The organism is uncultured Alsobacter sp. (genome assembly GCF_945952055.1).
Lineage (GTDB): Bacteria > Pseudomonadota > Alphaproteobacteria > Rhizobiales > Beijerinckiaceae > Alsobacter.
The window spans coordinates 221,616-239,188 of record NZ_CAMFHB010000002.1 but is presented as its reverse complement, the minus strand read 5'-3'; the positions used below and the strand labels follow the sequence as shown (position 1 = coordinate 239,188).

The 17,573-nt window shown below is 69.2% G+C and carries 16 protein-coding genes; 5 read left to right on the top strand and 11 right to left on the bottom strand.

Translation table 11 applies throughout. The features are described 5' to 3' along the window. Nucleotides 1-5: 5 nt before the first annotated feature. The 11 genes from Q0Q47_RS02505 to Q0Q47_RS02455 form a co-directional block, all read right to left on the bottom strand. Nucleotides 6-1,676: a methyl-accepting chemotaxis protein gene (locus tag Q0Q47_RS02505; protein WP_293853904.1), complete on the bottom strand. Its 1,671-nt coding sequence runs from the start codon at nt 1,674-1,676 to the stop codon at nt 6-8. 307 nt (nt 1,677-1,983) lie between these two features. Beyond that, a complete protein-coding gene (locus tag Q0Q47_RS02500; protein ID WP_293853903.1) occupies nt 1,984-2,625 on the bottom strand; it encodes a ThuA domain-containing protein in 642 nt (213 codons plus the stop codon). 17 nt (nt 2,626-2,642) lie between these two features. Further along, a complete protein-coding gene (locus tag Q0Q47_RS02495; protein ID WP_293853901.1) occupies nt 2,643-3,740 on the bottom strand; it encodes a Gfo/Idh/MocA family oxidoreductase in 1,098 nt (365 codons plus the stop codon). Between the two features lie 28 nt (nt 3,741-3,768). Next, nucleotides 3,769-4,617, bottom strand: coding sequence for a carbohydrate ABC transporter permease (locus tag Q0Q47_RS02490; RefSeq protein ID WP_293853899.1), 849 nt, complete (start codon nt 4,615-4,617; stop codon nt 3,769-3,771). After that, entirely contained in the window at nt 4,610-5,512 is a 903-nt protein-coding gene (locus tag Q0Q47_RS02485) for a carbohydrate ABC transporter permease (protein ID WP_293853898.1), read from the bottom strand. Before Q0Q47_RS02485 ends, Q0Q47_RS02490 begins: the two co-directional genes overlap by 8 nt. A gap of 57 nt (nt 5,513-5,569) precedes the next feature. Beyond that, nucleotides 5,570-6,826, bottom strand: a complete 1,257-nt coding sequence (locus Q0Q47_RS02480; RefSeq protein ID WP_293853896.1) for an extracellular solute-binding protein — start codon at nt 6,824-6,826, stop codon at nt 5,570-5,572. A 196-nt stretch (nt 6,827-7,022) separates the two neighbouring features. After that, nucleotides 7,023-8,015 (bottom strand): ABC transporter ATP-binding protein, encoded by a 993-nt coding sequence (locus Q0Q47_RS02475; protein WP_293853894.1) that lies wholly within the window; start codon nt 8,013-8,015, stop codon nt 7,023-7,025. After that, complete coding sequence (locus Q0Q47_RS02470) at nt 8,012-9,010, bottom strand: ABC transporter ATP-binding protein (protein WP_293853892.1); 999 nt, start codon at nt 9,008-9,010, stop codon at nt 8,012-8,014. The genes Q0Q47_RS02475 and Q0Q47_RS02470 overlap by 4 nt, the downstream gene beginning before the upstream one ends. Then, on the bottom strand, nt 9,007-9,819 hold the full coding sequence (locus Q0Q47_RS02465; RefSeq protein ID WP_293853890.1) for an ABC transporter permease: 813 nt from the start codon (nt 9,817-9,819) through the stop codon (nt 9,007-9,009). Before Q0Q47_RS02465 ends, Q0Q47_RS02470 begins: the two co-directional genes overlap by 4 nt. 8 nt (nt 9,820-9,827) lie before the next feature. After that, nucleotides 9,828-10,766 (bottom strand): ABC transporter permease, encoded by a 939-nt coding sequence (locus Q0Q47_RS02460; RefSeq protein WP_293853889.1) that lies wholly within the window; start codon nt 10,764-10,766, stop codon nt 9,828-9,830. A 76-nt stretch (nt 10,767-10,842) separates the two neighbouring features. After that, entirely contained in the window at nt 10,843-12,438 is a 1,596-nt protein-coding gene (locus Q0Q47_RS02455; RefSeq protein ID WP_293853887.1) for an ABC transporter substrate-binding protein, read from the bottom strand. Nucleotides 12,439-12,579: 141 nt separating this feature from the next. On the opposite strand from Q0Q47_RS02455, the gene Q0Q47_RS02450 reads away from it, so the two are divergent. Genes Q0Q47_RS02450 through Q0Q47_RS02430 form a run of 5 tightly spaced genes read left to right on the top strand, consistent with a single transcriptional unit; the run spans nt 12,580 to nt 17,493 of the window. Then, nucleotides 12,580-13,590, top strand: a complete 1,011-nt coding sequence (locus Q0Q47_RS02450; protein ID WP_293853885.1) for a GntR family transcriptional regulator — start codon at nt 12,580-12,582, stop codon at nt 13,588-13,590. Then, nucleotides 13,587-14,288 carry a creatininase family protein gene (locus Q0Q47_RS02445; RefSeq protein ID WP_293853884.1) on the top strand — a complete coding sequence of 234 codons (702 nt, stop codon included), beginning with the start codon at nt 13,587-13,589 and terminating at the stop codon, nt 14,286-14,288. The genes Q0Q47_RS02450 and Q0Q47_RS02445 overlap by 4 nt, the downstream gene beginning before the upstream one ends. After that, nucleotides 14,285-15,322 carry a ketopantoate reductase family protein gene (locus Q0Q47_RS02440; protein ID WP_293853882.1) on the top strand — a complete coding sequence of 346 codons (1,038 nt, stop codon included), beginning with the start codon at nt 14,285-14,287 and terminating at the stop codon, nt 15,320-15,322. The genes Q0Q47_RS02445 and Q0Q47_RS02440 overlap by 4 nt, the downstream gene beginning before the upstream one ends. Before the next feature lie 30 nt (nt 15,323-15,352). Further along, nucleotides 15,353-16,093, top strand: coding sequence for an SDR family NAD(P)-dependent oxidoreductase (locus Q0Q47_RS02435; protein ID WP_293853881.1), 741 nt, complete (start codon nt 15,353-15,355; stop codon nt 16,091-16,093). After that, nucleotides 16,090-17,493, top strand: coding sequence for a dipeptidase (locus Q0Q47_RS02430; protein ID WP_293853879.1), 1,404 nt, complete (start codon nt 16,090-16,092; stop codon nt 17,491-17,493). The genes Q0Q47_RS02435 and Q0Q47_RS02430 overlap by 4 nt, the downstream gene beginning before the upstream one ends. Nucleotides 17,494-17,573: the final 80 nt, after the last annotated feature.

Here is a 17,573-nt window from a genome sequence, read left to right as displayed (position 1 = left end):
TCGCGTCAGGCGGCCGTGCTGGATCCGAATGGCTCGCCCACGGAGGCGCGGAACGTCTCGATCTCGCGGCGGATGCGGCGGCCTTCCTCGTTGACGCTCACCATGAGGCCCAGCACGGCCTCGGCCGCGGCGTTGGCGCGCTCGGTGGCCTCCATCACCGAGCCCACGGTGCTGGAGGCCCGGGTCGTCTCGGCGGCGGCGTCGTTGATCATCGTGGCGACGCCCTCGGCCATCTGGCTCTGGTCCTTGGTGATCAGCGAGATCTGCTCGCCGATGGTGCCCAGCGACACGATGCGGCGGCGGATGTTGTCCATCGCCGCGACGCAGGACGAGGTCGCGGTCTGGATGGCCTCGATCTGCCGGGCGATTTCGGAGGTCGCGCTGGCGGTCTGGTTGGCCAGCGATTTCACCTCGCCGGCGACGACGGCGAAACCGCGGCCGCTCTCGCCCGCTCGCGCCGCCTCGATCGTCGCGTTGAGTGCCAGCAGGTTCGTCCGGCCGGCGACCTCGGCGATGAGCTGCGCGACGGAGTCGATCTGCGCCGCGGCCGCCACGAGGTCGCGAATGGTCTCGCCCGTGCGGTCGGCATCGTCGTGGACGCCGTGCGCGGTCCGGCCCGTCTCCACTGTCTTGCGGAAGATGTCGCGGACGGCGTCGGACATCGAGTCCGCCGAGCGGGCGACACGTGACACGTGCTCGGCGACCCGGGCCGAGGAATCCGCCGCCTCGCGCGATCCCAGGCGGGCCCGCTCCGCGGCCTTGGCCATGGTCATGCACTGCCCGGTGATGCCCTCGATCATCGAGGCGAGGCTGGTCACCGAGGCGTTCATCCGGTTGGTGAACGCCGCGATCTGCTCGGCCAGCGCGGCCTCGCGGCTCATCAGGGCGGCCTGCTCGTCGCGTTGGGCCAGCGCCAGCGATTTCTCGAGATTTTCCCGTTCCACGCGCTCCATCTTGGCGCGCGCCTCGGACGAGGCCCTCATCTGCCGCCAGATCCCGTAGCTCACCGCCAGCATGGTCAAGGCGAGGCCGGCGACGGCAAAGGCCAGGAAGCGATGCAGGCTGATCGTCTCGTCACGCAGCCGGTAGGTTCGCTCGGTCCCGTGCTGGTGCACGGAGCCGAGCAGGCCGCCGGTGACGGTGATGATGTTCGACAAGGTGGTGCGCAGGCTCGAAAGCTGCGCCAGCACGTCGCGGCTCGCCTCGAGCCCGTCGAAGGCCGGGGCCATGCCCAGGATGGCCGCGTTCACCGCCTCGACCTTGTCGATGATGGACGTGTCGTAGTTCATCGTGTGCAGGCGATGATTGGCGTCGATCGTCCGCACGCGGCTGTAGAGGATGTCGTAGCGGGACGTGATCCGGTCGAGGTCGTCCCGGGTCACCAGCCCGATCCGGTTCTGAGCCGCCTCCACTGCGCTCAGGGTCCGGACGGCTTCGCGGTCGAGCTGGTAGCAGTCCCACAGGGAGTTTTCCCGCGAGACCTCGGCCATCTTCTGCTCGAGTTGCACGAGGACGAAGAAGATCGTGACGATGGAGGCCAGGAAGGCCAGGGACGCCGCCGCCAGCGTACCCCCGGCGAGCAGCGGAATGCGACTGGAAGAGGCCCCCCGCTTCGCGCGCGGGGAGTCCCCCCGCGTCATGGAAGCGATGTTCGTCTGCGACGAACCAGCGGTCATGGGGGCATCCAGAAACGATGTGTCGGAAGCCGGGGGAGCTCCACTGTCCCGAATACGAAAAAATCTCCTGCAACCGGGTTAAGCATACCCAGCGTAAGCGTAACTTTGTGGGAAACAGTTTCGCCCGAGGTTTCCCGGGTCCGCGCTCCCTCCGCGCCGTCCTGCCCGGGCTTGATCCTTCGACGCGCGCACACCTGATATTCGGTGGAGCGGCGCTCTCCCTCCCCCTACAGGGGAGGGAGAGCGCCCTTGTCCACGCCGCGAAGCAGATGTCGAAGCCTGGCCGACGGATCGGTTCAGCCTGCTCTCAGCGCGCCGCCCACATGAGCCCGCGCTGCATCATCGCCTTCATCTCGGGCACGTCCAGCTCGTAGGCGCGGTGGCCCAGCGAGCAGTAGAACACCCGGCCCTGGCCGTAGCGCTTCTTCCACACCACGGGCATCACCACGCCGTCGATCCAGGCGGCATGGTCGCCGGTGAAGGTGGTGGTGGCCAGCACCTCGTTGGCCGGGTCCACGTGCAGGTAGTACTGCTCGGACCGGTAGTCGAAGTCCGTGATGCCCTCCATGATCGGGTCGTCGGGCTTCGTCACGTTCACCCGGTAGTCGATGATGTTGCCCGGGTGGGCGACCCACTGGCCTCCGCACATGAACTGGTAGTCGACGCTGTCGCGGAAGGCGTCGCACATGCCGCCGTGGTGGCCGCCCAGGCCCACGCCGGAGGCCACCGCCGCGCACAGCGCCAGGGCCTCGGGCTTCTCGATCTTGGACATGGTGAAGATCGGCACCACCAGCGAGTAGCTGGGCAGCTCCGGGTCGAGGAAAGCGGAGGTCTTGGTCTCCATCCGCACGTCGAAGCCCGCGGCCTTCAGCCAGCCGCGGACGATGGAGGCGCACAGGTCGGGGTCGTGCCCGTCCCAGCCGCCGTAAACGATCATGGCCTTGCGCATGACGGTGAGATCCCTGTTCAGTCGAGTGCGCCGAGCGCGAGGCCGGCGGGCATGATGGCGGGCCGCTCCACGCGGCTCTCGATGGCGACGCGGCGGCCCTCGTCGGAGGACTTCTGGAAGGCTTCCATCACTTCAAGCGCATGGAAGGCGAGCGCCCCGCTGGCTCGGTGCGCCCGGCCCGAGACGATGGCGGCGGCCATGTCGGCGAGCCCCAGCGAGCGGTAGTTGCCGTCGGCGTAGCCGTGGCTGAGCGGCACGTCCTCCCACTCGCCGCCCGGCCGGGCGATCGACACCTCGCCGCCGAAGCGGTTGGGGTCGGGCACGGTCAGGCTGCCCGTCGAGCCGTAGATCTCGATGGGCGAGTGGCGGTGCTTGGGCACGTCGAAGCTCATGGCGATCGACACGATGGCGCCGCTCTCGAACTCGAGCGTCCCGGCCACGTGGGTGTCGACCTCCACCGGGATGACCGTGCCGTTCTGCGGCTGCGAGGTGATGGTGCGCTCCTTGCGCAGGCGCGAGGTGGAGCCCATGACGCTCGCCACCGGGCCCAGCAGCTGCACCAGGTCGGTGATGTAGTACGGCCCCATGTCGAGCATCGGTCCGCCACCGCGCAGGTAGTAGAAGCCCGGCGCCGGGTGCCAGCGCTCGTGGCCCGGGCACATGAAGAAGGCGCTGCCGGCGATCGGCGTACCGATGGCGCCCTCGTCGATGAGCCGGCGGGCCGTCTGGTGGCCGCCGCCCAGGAACGTGTCCGGCGCGCAGCCCACGCGAAGGCCCTTCTCGGCGGCCAGGTCCATGACCTTGCGCGCCTCGCCGACGTTCACGCCCAGCGGCTTTTCCGAATAGACGTGCTTGCCGGCCCGCAGCACCGCGAGGCTGATGTCGGTGTGGGCGAGCGGCACCGTCAGGTTGAGCACGATCTCGACGTCGTCGCGCTTCAGCAGGTCGTCGACCCGCATGCCCGGCACGCCGAACTCCTCGCCCTTGCGCCGGGCCGCATCCTGGCGGATGTCGGCGACGCCGCGCAGGTCGAGGTGGGGGAAGTTCTTGGCGGCGTTGAGGTAGGCGGTGCTGATGACACCGCACCCCACGACACCGAAACCGACTTTTCTCATGGGCGAAGTCTCCGTTGCGGCCCGGGCCTCATCCCTTCACCGCGCCGGCGGTGAGGCCGGCCACGATATGCTTCTGGGCGAAGACGAAGAGGATGATGGTGGGCATGAGAGTGAGCGTGATGAAGGCGAGGATCAGGTTCCATTCGGCCGAGAACTCGCCCTGGTAGACCATGATGCCGAGCGGCCACGGGTAGAGCCCGTCCGTGTTCAGCATCACGAGGGGAAGGAGATAGGCGTTCCAGCTGTGGACGAAGGCGATGGTGCCGACCGTCGCCAGGATGGGGCGCGACAGGGGCAGCGTCACGTAGCGGAAGAAGTTCAGGTAGCTGCAGCCGTCGACGAGCGCGGCTTCCAGCAGTTCCTCTGGCAGGTCCTTGAAGAAGCGGCGCAGCAGCAGGATGCTCATGGCCAGGCTGAACGCCACCTGCGGCAGCACGACGCCGAGATAGGTGTCGAGCAGCCCCAGGTCGCGCACCTTGATGAACAGCGGCAGGATCGCGGTCGAGGCGGGAAACAGCAGGCCCATGGTGATGTAGGACAAGAGCATCCGGCTGCCGAAGAAGGTGATGTGGGCGAAGACGAAGGCGGCCATCGAGGCCACGATCAGCGTCAGCACCACGCTCAGCCCCGAGATGACGAGCGAGTTGCGCATCAGCTCCCAGTAGCGGCGCGAGAAGAGAATGTCCCCGTAGTTCTGCCACTCGAAGGCCGTGGGCCAGCCGAAGGGGTTGGAGCGCAGCTCGCCCAGGCTCTTGAAGCCGCCCAGGAAGGTGGTGAGCAGCGGCACGGCCACGAAGGCCGCGACCGCGGCCAGGAACAGGCCCTTGTAGAGGGTGGTGAGGTCGGCGCGGTTGCCGGCTTCCGAGGCACTATTCATCACGCATGACCCAGCGCTTGTAGGTGAAGGCGAAGGTGGCGCAGATGACGAACAGGATCACGCCGATGGCGCTGCCGTAGCCGACCCGCATGCGCATCACGCCGTGCGTGTAGAGGAAGCTCACCATGGTCTGCGAGCTGTCGGCCGGGCCGCCGCGGGTGAGCGGCATCACCAGGTCGAAGAGCTGCAGCGATCCCACGATGGCGAAGAACACCGACAGCCGGATGGCCGGGTAGAGCAGGGGGATCACCACGTAGCGCAGCACCTGCGCCCGCGAGGCGCCGTCGATGCGCGCCGCCTCGATGAGGTTGCGGTCGAGCCCCTGCAGGGCCGCGATGAACAGCATCATGTGGAAGCCGAAATACTTCCAGATGACGACGATCAGGATCGCCAGCATCGAGGTGTCGGCCGAGGCGAGCAGATGCGGCCCCTCCGCGCCGAACAGCTTCCAGATCGCCGCGACCAGGCCGTAGTCGCCGTCGTAGACGAAGCTGAAGATCAGGCCCGTGGCCACCTCGGCGAGCACGTAGGGCAGGAAGAACAGCATGCGCAGCATCACCGCGCCGCGGAACCTGTCGGCCAGCAGGATCGCCAGCGTCAGGGCCAGCGGCAGCTGGATCAGCAGCGAGATGACGATGATGAGGCCGTTGTTGCGCAGCGCGATGTGGAAGGCGCGCGTGTCGAACACGGAGAGATAGTTCAGCCAGCCCACCCAGCGGGTCGGCGAGCCGAAGCCGTTCCAGTTGAAGCCCGAATACCAGGCCGCCTCGCCGATGGGCAGCACCACGAAAATCGTGAACAGCAGCAGGGCCGGGGGCAGGAACAGGACGACGGCGGTGAACGCTCCGTCCTTCCGGCGCAGGCTGATCGAGGTCGTTGCCATGAAGCGTCCCAAGAGACGATCCGGGCCGCCTGGTCGGCGACCCGGATCCGATTCACGAGGCCGGAGTGGTCAGTTGCCCGTCTTCCAGGCGTCGTTCACGGCCTTGGCCGCCTGCTTCGGCGTCATGCTGCCGCCGGCGATTTCCGCGGAGGCGTCGTTGATGACGCGGCCCACGTTCGGGCCCAGCGCCTGGTCGTAGAAGTTCTGGTGATACTTCGAGCGGGCGATGTTGCCGGCGATGTTCTTCATGAACGGCGTGGTGATGCCGTCCTCGGCACCCTTCACCACCGGGATGATGAAGTTGGCGGCCGCCTGCTTGGTCTGTACGTCCTTGGAGACGAGCGCCTTGACGAAGTCGAGCGCCTCCTTGGGGGCTCCCTTCGTGATGAGCCAGCCGTTGATGCCGCCGAGCGTGTCGGTGGGATCGCCCTTGGCGCCCGGCACCGTCGGGAACTCGAACCAGCCGATCTTGTCGTCGGAGATGCCGACCTTGTCGGCCGCGAGCGCCTTCTGCGTGTGGTAGAAGCTCGAGATCGCCAGGATCATGGCGCCCTTGCCGTCGCCGAACGCCCCCACCGCCTGCGGGTTCTTGAAGCCCAGGAAGCCGTTCTGGAAGGGCTGCAGGTCGACCAGCTGCTTGTAGAGCTCGCCCGCCTTCACGTAGGTCTCGGACTCGAAGCCGCCGTTCTCGCCCTTCATGGCCTGGGCGATGCCGTCCTTGCCGCCGAGGCGCACCGCCATGAGCGTCCAGTAGAAGTGCAGGGGCCACTTGTCGGCGCCGCCCACCACGATGGGCGTGACGCCGGCGGCCTTGATCTGCTTCACCGCCGCGAGCAGGTCGTCCCAGGTCTTGATCTTGGTCGCGTCCACGCCCGCCTTGGCGAAGAGCTCCTTGTTGTACATGAACCCGACCTGCGACAGGTTCATCGGGACGCCGTAGAGGCGGCCGTTGACCTTGAAGGCATCGACCGCGGCCGGCGCCAGCGTGTCGGTGAAGCCCTTGGCCTGGTCGGTGATGTCCTCGATCACGCCGGCCTCGACCTGGGACTGCAGCACGCCGCCGGCCCAGCTGTAGATGATGTGCGGCTTGTCCTTGGACTGCAGCAGGGTGGGGGCTTTGGCCTTGTAGGCCTCGTTCTCCAGGAACGACATCTCGACCTTCACGCCGGGATGGCTCGCCTCGTAGGCGCGCGCCACTTCCTCCCAGAGCTTCACCTGGTTCGGATTGACCTCGATGTGCAGCCACTTGACCGTCGTCTGGGCTGTCGCAGCCGCCACGCTCCAGGCCAAAGCCACGCCGGCGAAGGCCCATTTTTTCCAAGCCATGGTCATCTCCTCCCGTCCGGATTCATGAAGGGTCCGGATCGTGGCCGACAGACTGGCACCATGTCGTTGAGGGGCGCAACTCAAAAAATGCGGAGCGCCCCTCAGCTTTTGGCGGGACTCCCGCCCGAGGCAGCGACGGGCTGCCCCGGTCCGGCATGTAACCAAGGGTCGTCAGGCTCGGGCGGGCGGGCGCGCGTCAGGCGAAATGGCAGGCCACCGGCCAGTCGCCGGATCGTTCCCGGAGCGCCGGCAGGTCGCGCCGGCAGACGTCCTGGGCGAGCGGGCAGCGCGGGTGAAACGGGCAGCCCGGCGGCGGCGAGAGGGGGCTCGGCAGCTCGCCGCGCACGGCGGCCTGGCGGCTGCGTCGGCCGGGCTCGACGGCGGGCACCGCCGCCACCAGGGCCTGGGTGTAGGGATGCCGCGGGGCCGCGAACACGCGCTCCGTCGGTCCGGTCTCGACGATGCGCCCCAGATACATGACGGCGAGGCGGTGCGAGACGTGGCGCACGAGACGCAGGTCGTGCGTGATGAACACGAGAGCGAGGCCGAGCCGCTCCTGCAGTTCGAGGAACAGGTTCACGATCTGCGCCTGGACCGACACGTCCAGCGCCGAGACGGGCTCGTCGGCGATGATCACCGAAGGCTCCACGGCGAGCGCCCGCGCGATGCCGATGCGCTGGCGCTGGCCGCCGGAGAACTCGTGGGGATAGCGGCCCGCCGCATCGCGGGGCAGGTGGACGAGGTCGAGCAGGGCATCCACCCGCGCGCCCACGTCCCCGTCGGGCACGATGCGGTGGACGCGCAGCGCCTCCGCGAGCGCCTCGCCCACCCTCAGGCGCGGGTTCAGCGATCCGTAGGGATCCTGGAACACCATCTGCACCCGCCTGTTGAAGGCGCGCCGCGCGTCCCCCTGGAGGGCGAGCGCGTCCTGCCCCTCGAAACGCACCGTCCCGGCGTCGGGCTCGTAGAGGCGCACGAGGCAGCGGGCCAGGGTCGACTTGCCGCACCCCGACTCGCCCACGATGCCCAGGGTTTCGCCCCGCGCGACCTGCAGCGAAACCTCCTCGACCGCGCGCACCACGCGGGCCTCGCGCCGGAGAACGACGTCGCCGAGGCTGCGCTGCAGCGCGAAGCGCTTGCTCAGCCCCTGGACCTCGAGCAGTTCGGCGGGTCGATGGGCCGCGCTCATGCCGTTCCCTCCGCCATGGCGAGCCGATCCGACGCCCAGCACGCGGCGGCATGGGCCGGTCCCACGGGCTCGAAGGGCGGGGCGACGGTGCGGCAGCGGTCCTCGACGAGTTGGCAGCGGGGCGCGAAGGGGCAGCCTTCGACCGGCCGGTCCAGCCGTGGCGGCTGGCCGGGGATCGGCACCAGCGGCTGGCGCGCCGCGCCGCCATGCGGCATGGAGCGCAGCAGGGCATGGGTGTAGGCGTGGCGCGGATGACGGAACAGCGCCTCCACGGGGCCGCTCTCGACCACGCGGCCGGCATACATCACGCTGACGCGGTCGCAGGTTTCCGCCACGACGCCGAGATCGTGGGTGACCAGGATCATCGCCATGCCGAGATCCTGGCAAAGCCCCAGCAGCAGCTTGAGGATCTGGTCCTGGATCGTGACGTCGAGGGCGGTCGTGGGCTCGTCCGCCAGCAGCAGGCGCGGCTGCGCGGCCAGGGCGATGGCGATCATCGCCCGCTGGCGCATGCCGCCCGAGAACTCGTGCGGATAGGCGGCGAGCCGGACCTTGGCCGATGCGATCCCCACGAGATCGAGCAGTTCCGCCGCCCGCCGCTTCCGGCCGGCATCGTCGAGGGTGGTGTGGGCGACGAGGCTCTCCTCGATCTGCGTGCCGATCGACAGCACGGGATTGAGCGCCGTCATCGGCTCCTGGAAGATCATCGCGATCTCGCGGCCGCGCACCGCTTGCAGCCGCTCCGGCGAGGCGGCCAGCAGGTCCGCGCCCTTCCACAGGACGCGGCCGGCCACCGCGGCGTTGGCGCGCAGCAGGCGGACGATGCCACGCAGGGTGACGCTCTTGCCGGAGCCGGATTCGCCCACCAGCCCCAGGATCTCGCCTTCCCGCACCGACAGGTCGACGCCGTCGACGGCGCGCACGCTGCCGCGCGGCGTGTCGAAGGTGACCGCCAGGCGCTCCACGGCGAGGATCGGGTCCGGGCCGCCGCTCATCGCTTCACGTCCAGGAGGTCGGCCACGCCGTCGCCGGCCAGGCTGAAGCCGATGCCGGCCAGGATGATCGCGATGCCGGGGAACACCGTGATCCACCAGGCCTGCGAGAAGAAGTTCTTGCCGTCGGCGATCAGGACCCCCCACTCGGCGGCCGGGGGCTGGGCGCCGAGCCCGAGATAGCCCAGCGACGAGCCCAGCAGGATGGCGAGCGCCATGTCCGTCATCCAGTAGACGAGGATCGGCCGGGCCGCGTTGGGCAGGATGTGGCGGAACAGGATGCGGGCCTCGCCGTAGCCCAGCACCTTGCCGGCCGACACGTAGTCGTGGTTGCGCAGCACCAGCACCTCGCCGCGCATCAGGCGGGCGTAGAACACCCAGCCCACCACGCCCACCGCGATGTACATGTTGACGAGCCCCGGCCCGAGCACCGCCACAATGGCGATGACCAGCACGAGGAAGGGAAAGGTCACCACGAGGTCGACCAGGCGGCCGAAGACCATGTCCGCGATGCCGCCGTAGTAGCCGACCAGGAGCCCGATCACGGTCCCGACCACGAGGGGGCCGACGGTCGCGAACACGGCGATCTGGATGTCGATGGTCGCCGCCGCGATGGTGCGCGAGAGGATGTCGCGACCGAACTGGTCGGTGCCGAACGGATGGGCGCCGCTGGGCGGCTGCAACAGGGCGGTGTAGTCGAAGGCGATGGGGTCGTAGGGCGCGACCAGGCCGGGAGCCAGCGCGCACACCAGCATGAGCGCGAGGATGGCGCCGCCGGCGACGAGCGAGCCCGGCAGCCGAAGGCGCGGCATCCGCGCCGTCATCGGGCCACCCGGGGGTCGAGGGCCATCTGGATCAGGTCGGTGACCAGGAAGGCCAGCGAGACCACCACCGCCAGCACCAGGGTCAGGGCCTGTATGACCGGGTAGTCACGGGCAAAGATGGAGTCGACCATCAGCCGGCCGACCCCCGGCACCGCGAAGACGCTTTCCGTGATGACCGCGCCGCCGAGCAGCGAGCCGGCATGCAATCCCACCAGGGTGACGGTGGAAACGAGAGCGTTGCGAAGGACATGCCGGAACAAGATGATTCTTTGCGCGAGGCCTTTGGAGCGCGCGAAGTCGACGAATTCGGCGGTCAAGACTTCGAGGATCGCGGCCCGCAGGTTGCGCATGATGATGGCCGAGAAGCTGAGCGCCAGGGTGAGCGCCGGCAGGAACAGGTGCCAGAGCTTGTCGCCCAGCGTCTCGCCGTAGCCGCCGACGGGAAACCACCGCAGCCAGGCCGCGAACACCGTGAGCAGGATCAGGCCGACGTAGAAGACGGGGGAGGAAAGTCCCACCTGGAACACGCCGCGGATCAGGAAGTCCGGCCAGCGGTTGGCCTTCACGGCGGCGACGAAGGCCAGCGGCACCGCGAACACGAGCGCGATCACCGTGGCGAGCGCCGTCAGTGTGATCGTCACGGGCAGGCGTTCCCCGATGAGTTGGGTCACCGGGATGCGGTAGGCGGTCGAGGAACCGAAGTCGCCGCGCGCGATGCCCTCGATGAACAGAACGAACTGCGTGAGGATCGAGCGGTCGAACCCCATCTGCTGGCGTAGGCGGTTCACCGCCTCGTCGCTGGCCCGGTCGCCCAGCATGGCGCTCACCGGATCGCCGGGCAGCAGGCGCGCTAGCACGAAGATGGTGACGCCGATCAGCAGGAAGGTCGGGACGATCTGCAGCAGCCGCCACAGCACGAGACCGGCCCGGCTCATGACCGGGCCTCACGCCGCCGCCCGTCCGGGAACGGGGCGGCGACCGAGGTCGCCGCCTGTACGCGGAAGGCCACCCTCACTTCTCGACGTAGGCCGCTTCGAAGAGGTTGTTGCCCAGCGGGATCTGCACGAAGCCCTTGGCGTTCTTGCGGAACGCGACGGGGTAGGGCGTCTCGTAGAGATAGACGATCGGCGCGGCCTCGTTGTAGCGCTGCTGGATTTCCTGGTACTCCGCCGCGCGGGCCTTGGCGTCGGTCTCCTGCTGGCTCTTCTCGAACAGTTCGTCCACCCGCTTGTCCTGCCAGTTGGAGTGCAGGGAGTGGATGTTCGGCCAGTAGGCGAAATAGGAGGTGATCTGGCTGGGATCGGAGATGTCGTTGGTCCAGGCGGAGGTGCGCATCGCGAAGTTCTCCTCGCGATAGCGCGCCGTGCGCGTGGGGTTGTCCACCTGGTCGATGCGCAGCTTCACGCCCACCTGCGCCCACATCTGCTGGACGGCGGCGAGGTCGTTGCTGTCGTCGCCGTTGCCCGACAGGCTGTAGATCGAGGTCTCGAAGCCGTTGGCGAAGCCGGCTTCCGCCAGGAGCGCCTTGGCCTTGGCCACGTCGTACTTGTAGAGATCCTGGCCCGAGAACAGTGGCGTCGTGGAGGACATGTACGAGCGCATGGGCTTGCCGAGCCCCAGCGTCGTGATGGCGATGATGGCGTCCTTGTTGACCGCGTAGTTCAGGGCCTGGCGCACCTTCACGTTCGACAGCGGGTTCGCCTTGCCGTCCTTGAAGGTCGGGCCGCAATAGAAGGTCAGGTAGCGCACGCGCGTGGACGGCCACAGCTCCATGCGCAGGCTGGGGTCGCCCTGCAGTTCCTTCACCCGCGCATACGGGATGAACTCCGTCCCGTCGACCTCGCCGGCCTTCAGCTTGAGGAGCCGCGTGGCGTCGTCGGGGATGATCTGGAACTCGAGTTCGTCGAGATAGGGCAGGGCCTTCCCGTCCTCGCCCGCCTTCCAGTAGTACGGGTTGCGCTTCAGCGTCATGGACTGGTTGCGCTTCCACGACGTCAGCATGAAGGGACCGGTGCCGATCGGCTTCTCGGCGAAGGCCTTGGCCTTTTCCTCGGGCGTGGCGCCGGGCGTCGCCTCGAACAGCTTCTGCGGCAGGATGGCGGCGTTGAAGGTCGCCAGCGCGGGAATGAGCGTCGGATCGGGGTTCTTCAGCTTCAGGGTGACGGTCTCGCCGCTGACGGCGATGCTGTCGATGGACGCGAGCGAGGACGACCAGGCCCCCGCCTTCGGGTCGCGGGCGCGGTCGAGCGACCACTTCACGTCGTCGGCGGTCATCGCCGAGCCGTCGGCGAACTTGACGCCCTGGCGCAGGGTCAACGTGAGCGACTTGGCGTCGGCGGCCGTCTCCCACTTCGTCGCCAGGCCCGGCTGCACGCCGACGCCGTCGTTGGTCGGCTGGAGCAGCGTGTCGTAGAGGTTGGTCAGCACCCAGATGTCGACGTTGGCGTCGTTGAGCACGGGGTCGAGGAACAGGGAGTCGGCGTAGCGCGCGTAGACCATCTTGCCGCCGCGGGTGGCCGCATCGGCCGGCATCGTCAGCGTGCCCAGCCCCGCGGCGATGGCCAAGGCAGCAAAGCTCGTCTTCAGGAAGGTGCGTCGGATCGCCATTTCCCCTCTCCGCCATCGTTGGATTGTGCTTGTGTCCTAGGATGCTAGATGGCCTTATGAAGAGGCGTCAACCAAGATGCCGGCCCAGAATGCTTGCAAATTGCCAATGTTTCCCGGCGGTGTCCTAGTCTCTTAGAACAGATGCCGGACAGAGCCCTCTTCTCCGATTTGTCGTCGGCGCTCGACCGGAGCCTGCCGGTGCCGCTGAGCGTGCAGCTCAAGGGGCTGATCGAGTACGGCATCGCCTGCGGGGAGCTTCCGGCGGGCACGCGGCTGCCCTCGGTGCGCGAACTCGCGGAGGCGGGCGGCATCGCGCCGATGACCGCGGCGTCGGTGTACAAGGAACTGCGACAGTCCGGGCTCATCGCGACGCGCGCCGGCTCCGGCACCTTCGTGGCGGACGGTGTCGCGTCGGCCTCGGCGGCCTCGATCGCCCGCATCGAGGCCCACCTCGACGCCGCGCTGGCCGAGGGGGAAGCCGCCGGGCTGCAGGCCCAGGAGATCGCCTCCCTGCTGAGCGCGCGCATCGGCCGTGGCCGGGCACGCGAGACGCGCGGCGTCAGGCTCACCATGGTTGGCGTCTTCATGGACGCGACCCGCGCCTACGCCGCCGAGATCCAGCGCCAGCTCAAGCCCGGCGACACCATCGTGGCCATCACCATCGACCAGCTGAAGGGCGAGGGCGGTCCCGCGACCGACATCTACGTGACCCTCGCCAACCGGCGGGCGGAGGTGGCCGCGCTGCTGGGCCCGGACGCGACGGTCCTCAGCATCAGCTTCATCCCCTCGGAACGGACCCGCGCGCGCCTGGCCGGAGTGGATCCCTTGTGCCGCCTCGGCCTGGTCTCCGTCTTCCCGGAGTTCCTCGCGCTGATGAAGCCGGGCGTCCTGCGCTTCGCCCCGCACGTCGCCTCGGTCGAGGCGGCCGTCGTCGGCGATCCCCGGCTCGACGACCTGCTGCAGCGGGTCGACGTCGTCGTCCACGCGACGGGGGCCGAGCCCGCGCTGGCCTCGCTGCCGCCCGGCGTCGAGGACATCGAGTACCGCCACGTTCCCGATCCGCTGTCCGTCCAGACCGAGCTGCTGCCGCTGGTGGACGCCACCCGTTTTCGCGCCGCTCCAGCGGCCGCCGCCCGGAGGCACGCCCGATGAAGATCAGCGACCTGAACTGGATGCAGGTGGAGGAATACCTGAAGCGCGACGACCGCTGCGTCGTCCCGCTCGGCTCGACCGAGCAGCACGCGCAGCTCAGCCTGTCCGTTGATTCCATCCTGTCGGAACGGGTCGCGCTCGAGGCCGCCGAGCCGCTCGGCGTGCCCGTGTTCCCGGTACTCGCCTACGGCATCACGCCCGGCTTCATGGCCTATCCGGGCACGGTGTCGATCCGCCTGGCGACCTATGCCGCGATCGTCGCCGACATCCTCGATTCCCTGCACCGCACCGGTTTCCGTCGCATCCTCCTGTGCAACGGGCACGGCGGCAACGGGCCGGCGCAGACGGTGGGGGTGGAATGGATGGCCTCGCACCCGGGCGCCTGCGTGCGCTTCCACAACTGGTGGAACGCGCCGAAGACCTTCGCCAAGGTGCAGGAGATCGACCGCGTCGCCTCCCACGCCTCGTGGATGGAGAACTTCCCCTGGACGCGGCTGCCCAACATCCGCGGTCCGGAACAGGGCAAGCCGATGGTCGACACCGATCGCATGCGCCTGCACGACCCCGTGGGCGTGCGCGAGGTGCTGGGCGACGGGAATTTCGGCGGTCTCTACCAGCGCAGCGACGACGAGATGCAGGCCATCTGGGACGTGGCCGTCGCCGAGACCCGGGCCCTGATCGAAGGCCCGTGGTCATGAGCGCGATCGACGACACCATCCTGGTCTGGGGGGCGGGCGCGATCGGCGGCACGGTCGGCGCCTACCTGGCGCGCGCGGGCCACAAGGTCCATTTCGTCGACCGCGACCGCGACCACGTCGAGGCCATGAACGCCGGCGGCCTACGCATCGTGGGGCCGATCGAGGAGTTCGCGGTGCCCGCCGCCGCGTCGACGCCGGAGGCCGTCTCCGGGCGCTACGGGAGGATCCTCCTGTGCACCAAGGCGCAGGACACCCGCGCGGCGAGCCTGCAGCTCGCGCCGTTCCTCGCTCCGGACGGCTACGTCGCCTCGCTTCAGAACGGGCTCAACGAGGTCGAGATCGCCGACGTCGTCGGCCCGCAGCGCACGGTCGGGGCCTTCGTCAATTTCGGGGCGGACTATCTCTCCCCCGGCGTCGTCCAGTTCAGCGGCCGCGGCGCGGTGGTCGTGGGCGAGACCGACGGGCGGATCACGCCCCGGGTGCGGGCGCTGCACGCGCTGCTCACGGAGTTCGAACCCAACGCCATCGCGTCCGACAACGTCATGGGCTACCTGTGGGGCAAGCTCGGCTACGGCGCGCTGCTCTTCGCGACGGCGCTCACCGACGCCAGCATCTGCGAGGCGCTCGACGCCCGCGCGCCGCGCCCGCTCTACCGGCGGATCGCCGGGGAGGCGACGGCCATCGCCCTCGCGCTCGGCATCACGCCGCTCGGCTTCAACGGCTACGACCCCGCGGCCTTCGCTCCCGGCGCACCGGACACCGCGGCCGACGCCGCCTTCGACGCCATGGTCGCGCACAACGCCAAGTCGGCGAAGACGCATTCGGGCATCTGGCGCGACCTCGCCGTCCGCAAGCGCAAGACCGAGGCGAATGCCCAGCTCGGGCCCATCGTGGCGTTCGGACGCACGGTCGGGATCGACGCCGTTGCGACCGCCGGCGTGCTCGCGATGATCCATGAGATCGAGACCGGCGTCCGGCCGATGGACTGGGCGAACCTGGCGGAACTCTCGGCGCGCATCGGCGCCCATCACTGACCCTACGCGACAGGACAGGAGCACTCCCACATGCAGATCACTTTCGAAGGGCGCCGCGCCCTCGTCACGGGCGCGGCCCACGGCATCGGTCGCGCCATCGCCACGGCGCTGGCCGCCGACGGAGCCGACGTCGTCGCCGCCGACATCCTGGGCAGCGAGGTTGCGGCGCTGGGCGAAACGCGCGGCGTCCGGCCGGTGACCTGCGACCTCTCCAAGGTCGAATCCATCAGCAGCCTGGTCGCGGCGAACGGCCCGTTCGACATCCTCGTCCACAGTGCCGGCGGCGTCTGCGGGCAGGTCGGGCGGCCGCTCGAGGAGATCAGCGAGAACGACTGGGACGCCATCGTCACGATCAACATGAAGGCCGCCTTCTTCCTGGCCCAGGCCGTGGCACCCGCCATGAAGGCGAAAGGGCAGGGCCGGATGGTGATGATCTCGTCCGGGGCAGGCCTCGGCGTCAGCCTCACCGGCATCCAGGCCTATGCTTCGGCCAAGGCCGGCGAGATCGGGCTCACCCGCCAGCTCGCCCACGAGCTCGGCCAGTTCGGAATCACGGTCAACAGCGTGGCGCCCGGCTTCGTGCGCTCCAACCCCACGTCCGAGCGTCAGTGGCAGAGCTACGGCGAGGAGGGGCAGAAGGCCCTGCTGTCGCGCATCGCCACGCGCCGCCTCGGCCGGGCCGAGGACATCGCCTCCGCCGTGCTGTTCCTCCTGAGCGACCAGGCGAGCTGGATCTCCGGCCAGACGCTCTCCGTGGACGGCGGCAAATGAGCGCTCCCTCGACCGACCCCGTCGAGGCGCGGCTCGCGGCGGAGCAAGGCCGGCTCGTCGAGGAGCTGAAGGCCTTCGTACGCATCCCCAGCGTCTCGACCGACCCCGCCTATCGCGACGGGATCGCGGCCGGCTCGGCCTGGCTGGCGAACCGGCTGCGGGCGGCCGGGCTCGGGGAGGTGGAAATCCACGCCACGGCGGGTCATCCCGCCGTCACCGCCGCCTGGCGCGGCGCACCCGGAGCGCCGACCGTGCTCGTCTACGGGCACTACGACGTCCAGCCGCCGGATCCGGTGGACCAGTGGCGGTCGCCGCCCTTCGAGCCGACGATCCGCGACAACCGCCTCTACGGGCGCGGCGTGGCGGACGACAAGGGTCCGCTGCTGATTCCCATCGCGGTCGCCGAGGCCTTCCTGCGCGAGGACGGGCGCCTGCCGGTGAACATGGTGTTCCTGTTCGAGGGCGAAGAGGAGGTGGGCAGCGCCAACCTCGAGGACTTCGTCGCGGATAACCGCGCGATGCTGCGGGCCGATTTCGCCCTCTCCGCCGATGGCGCCCAATGGCGCGCCGACCTGCCGAGCGTCATCGTTGGCAGCCGCGGGATCTGCGGCCTGGAAGTGACGGTGCGCGGCGCGGCCAAGGACCTGCATTCCGGACGGCACGGCGGGTCCGTCGCCAATCCGATCCAGGCCCTGGTGAAGCTGCTCGCGACCCTGCACGCCCCCGGTGGCGGTGTGGCGGTCGAGGGGTTCATGGACGGCGCCGAGCCGGTCACCGAGGCCGAGCTCGCCGCCATCGCGGACATTCCGTTCGACGAGGCCGCCTATCTCGCCGAGGTGGGCGCACCGGAAGGCGCCGGGGAAGAGGGCTATACCCTGCTCCAGCGCAACTGGGTGCGCCCGACGCTCGAGTTCAACGGCATCGTCGGGGGCTACACCGGCGCAGGGAAGAAGACCGTGATCCCGGCCAGCGCATCCGCCAAGATCACGTGCCGCCTCGTGCCCGGCCAGGACCCGGCGCGCGTCCTCGACAGCCTGGAGCGCCATCTGCTGCGGCATGCGCCCGCCGGCGTCCGCGTGTCCGTCCACCGGGAGCCCGGCGGGGCACGTGCCGCGGGCGTCCCGCACGACCATCCCGGGCTCGCCCTCTCCGAGGACGTTCTCGAGACCGTCCTGGGCCGCCGCCCCGTGCGGGTGCGCATGGGCGCCACGATCCCCATCGGCGAGATCTTCAAACGCGTCCTGGGCATCGACACGATCTTCTTCTCGTTCGCGACAGTGGACGAGGACTACCACGCGCCCAACGAGTTCTTCCGGCTGTCGAGCTTCGAACAGGGGCTCGTGGCCTGGACGCGCTATCTGCGGCGTCTCGGCGCGGCACCGCCGCGGCCGGGCACCTGATCGGGCCAGCGAAAGACCGCCGACTGCTGTAACGTTGGACGATCCCGCCGGACGGAACCCGAAGGCGGGCTCGAACGTTG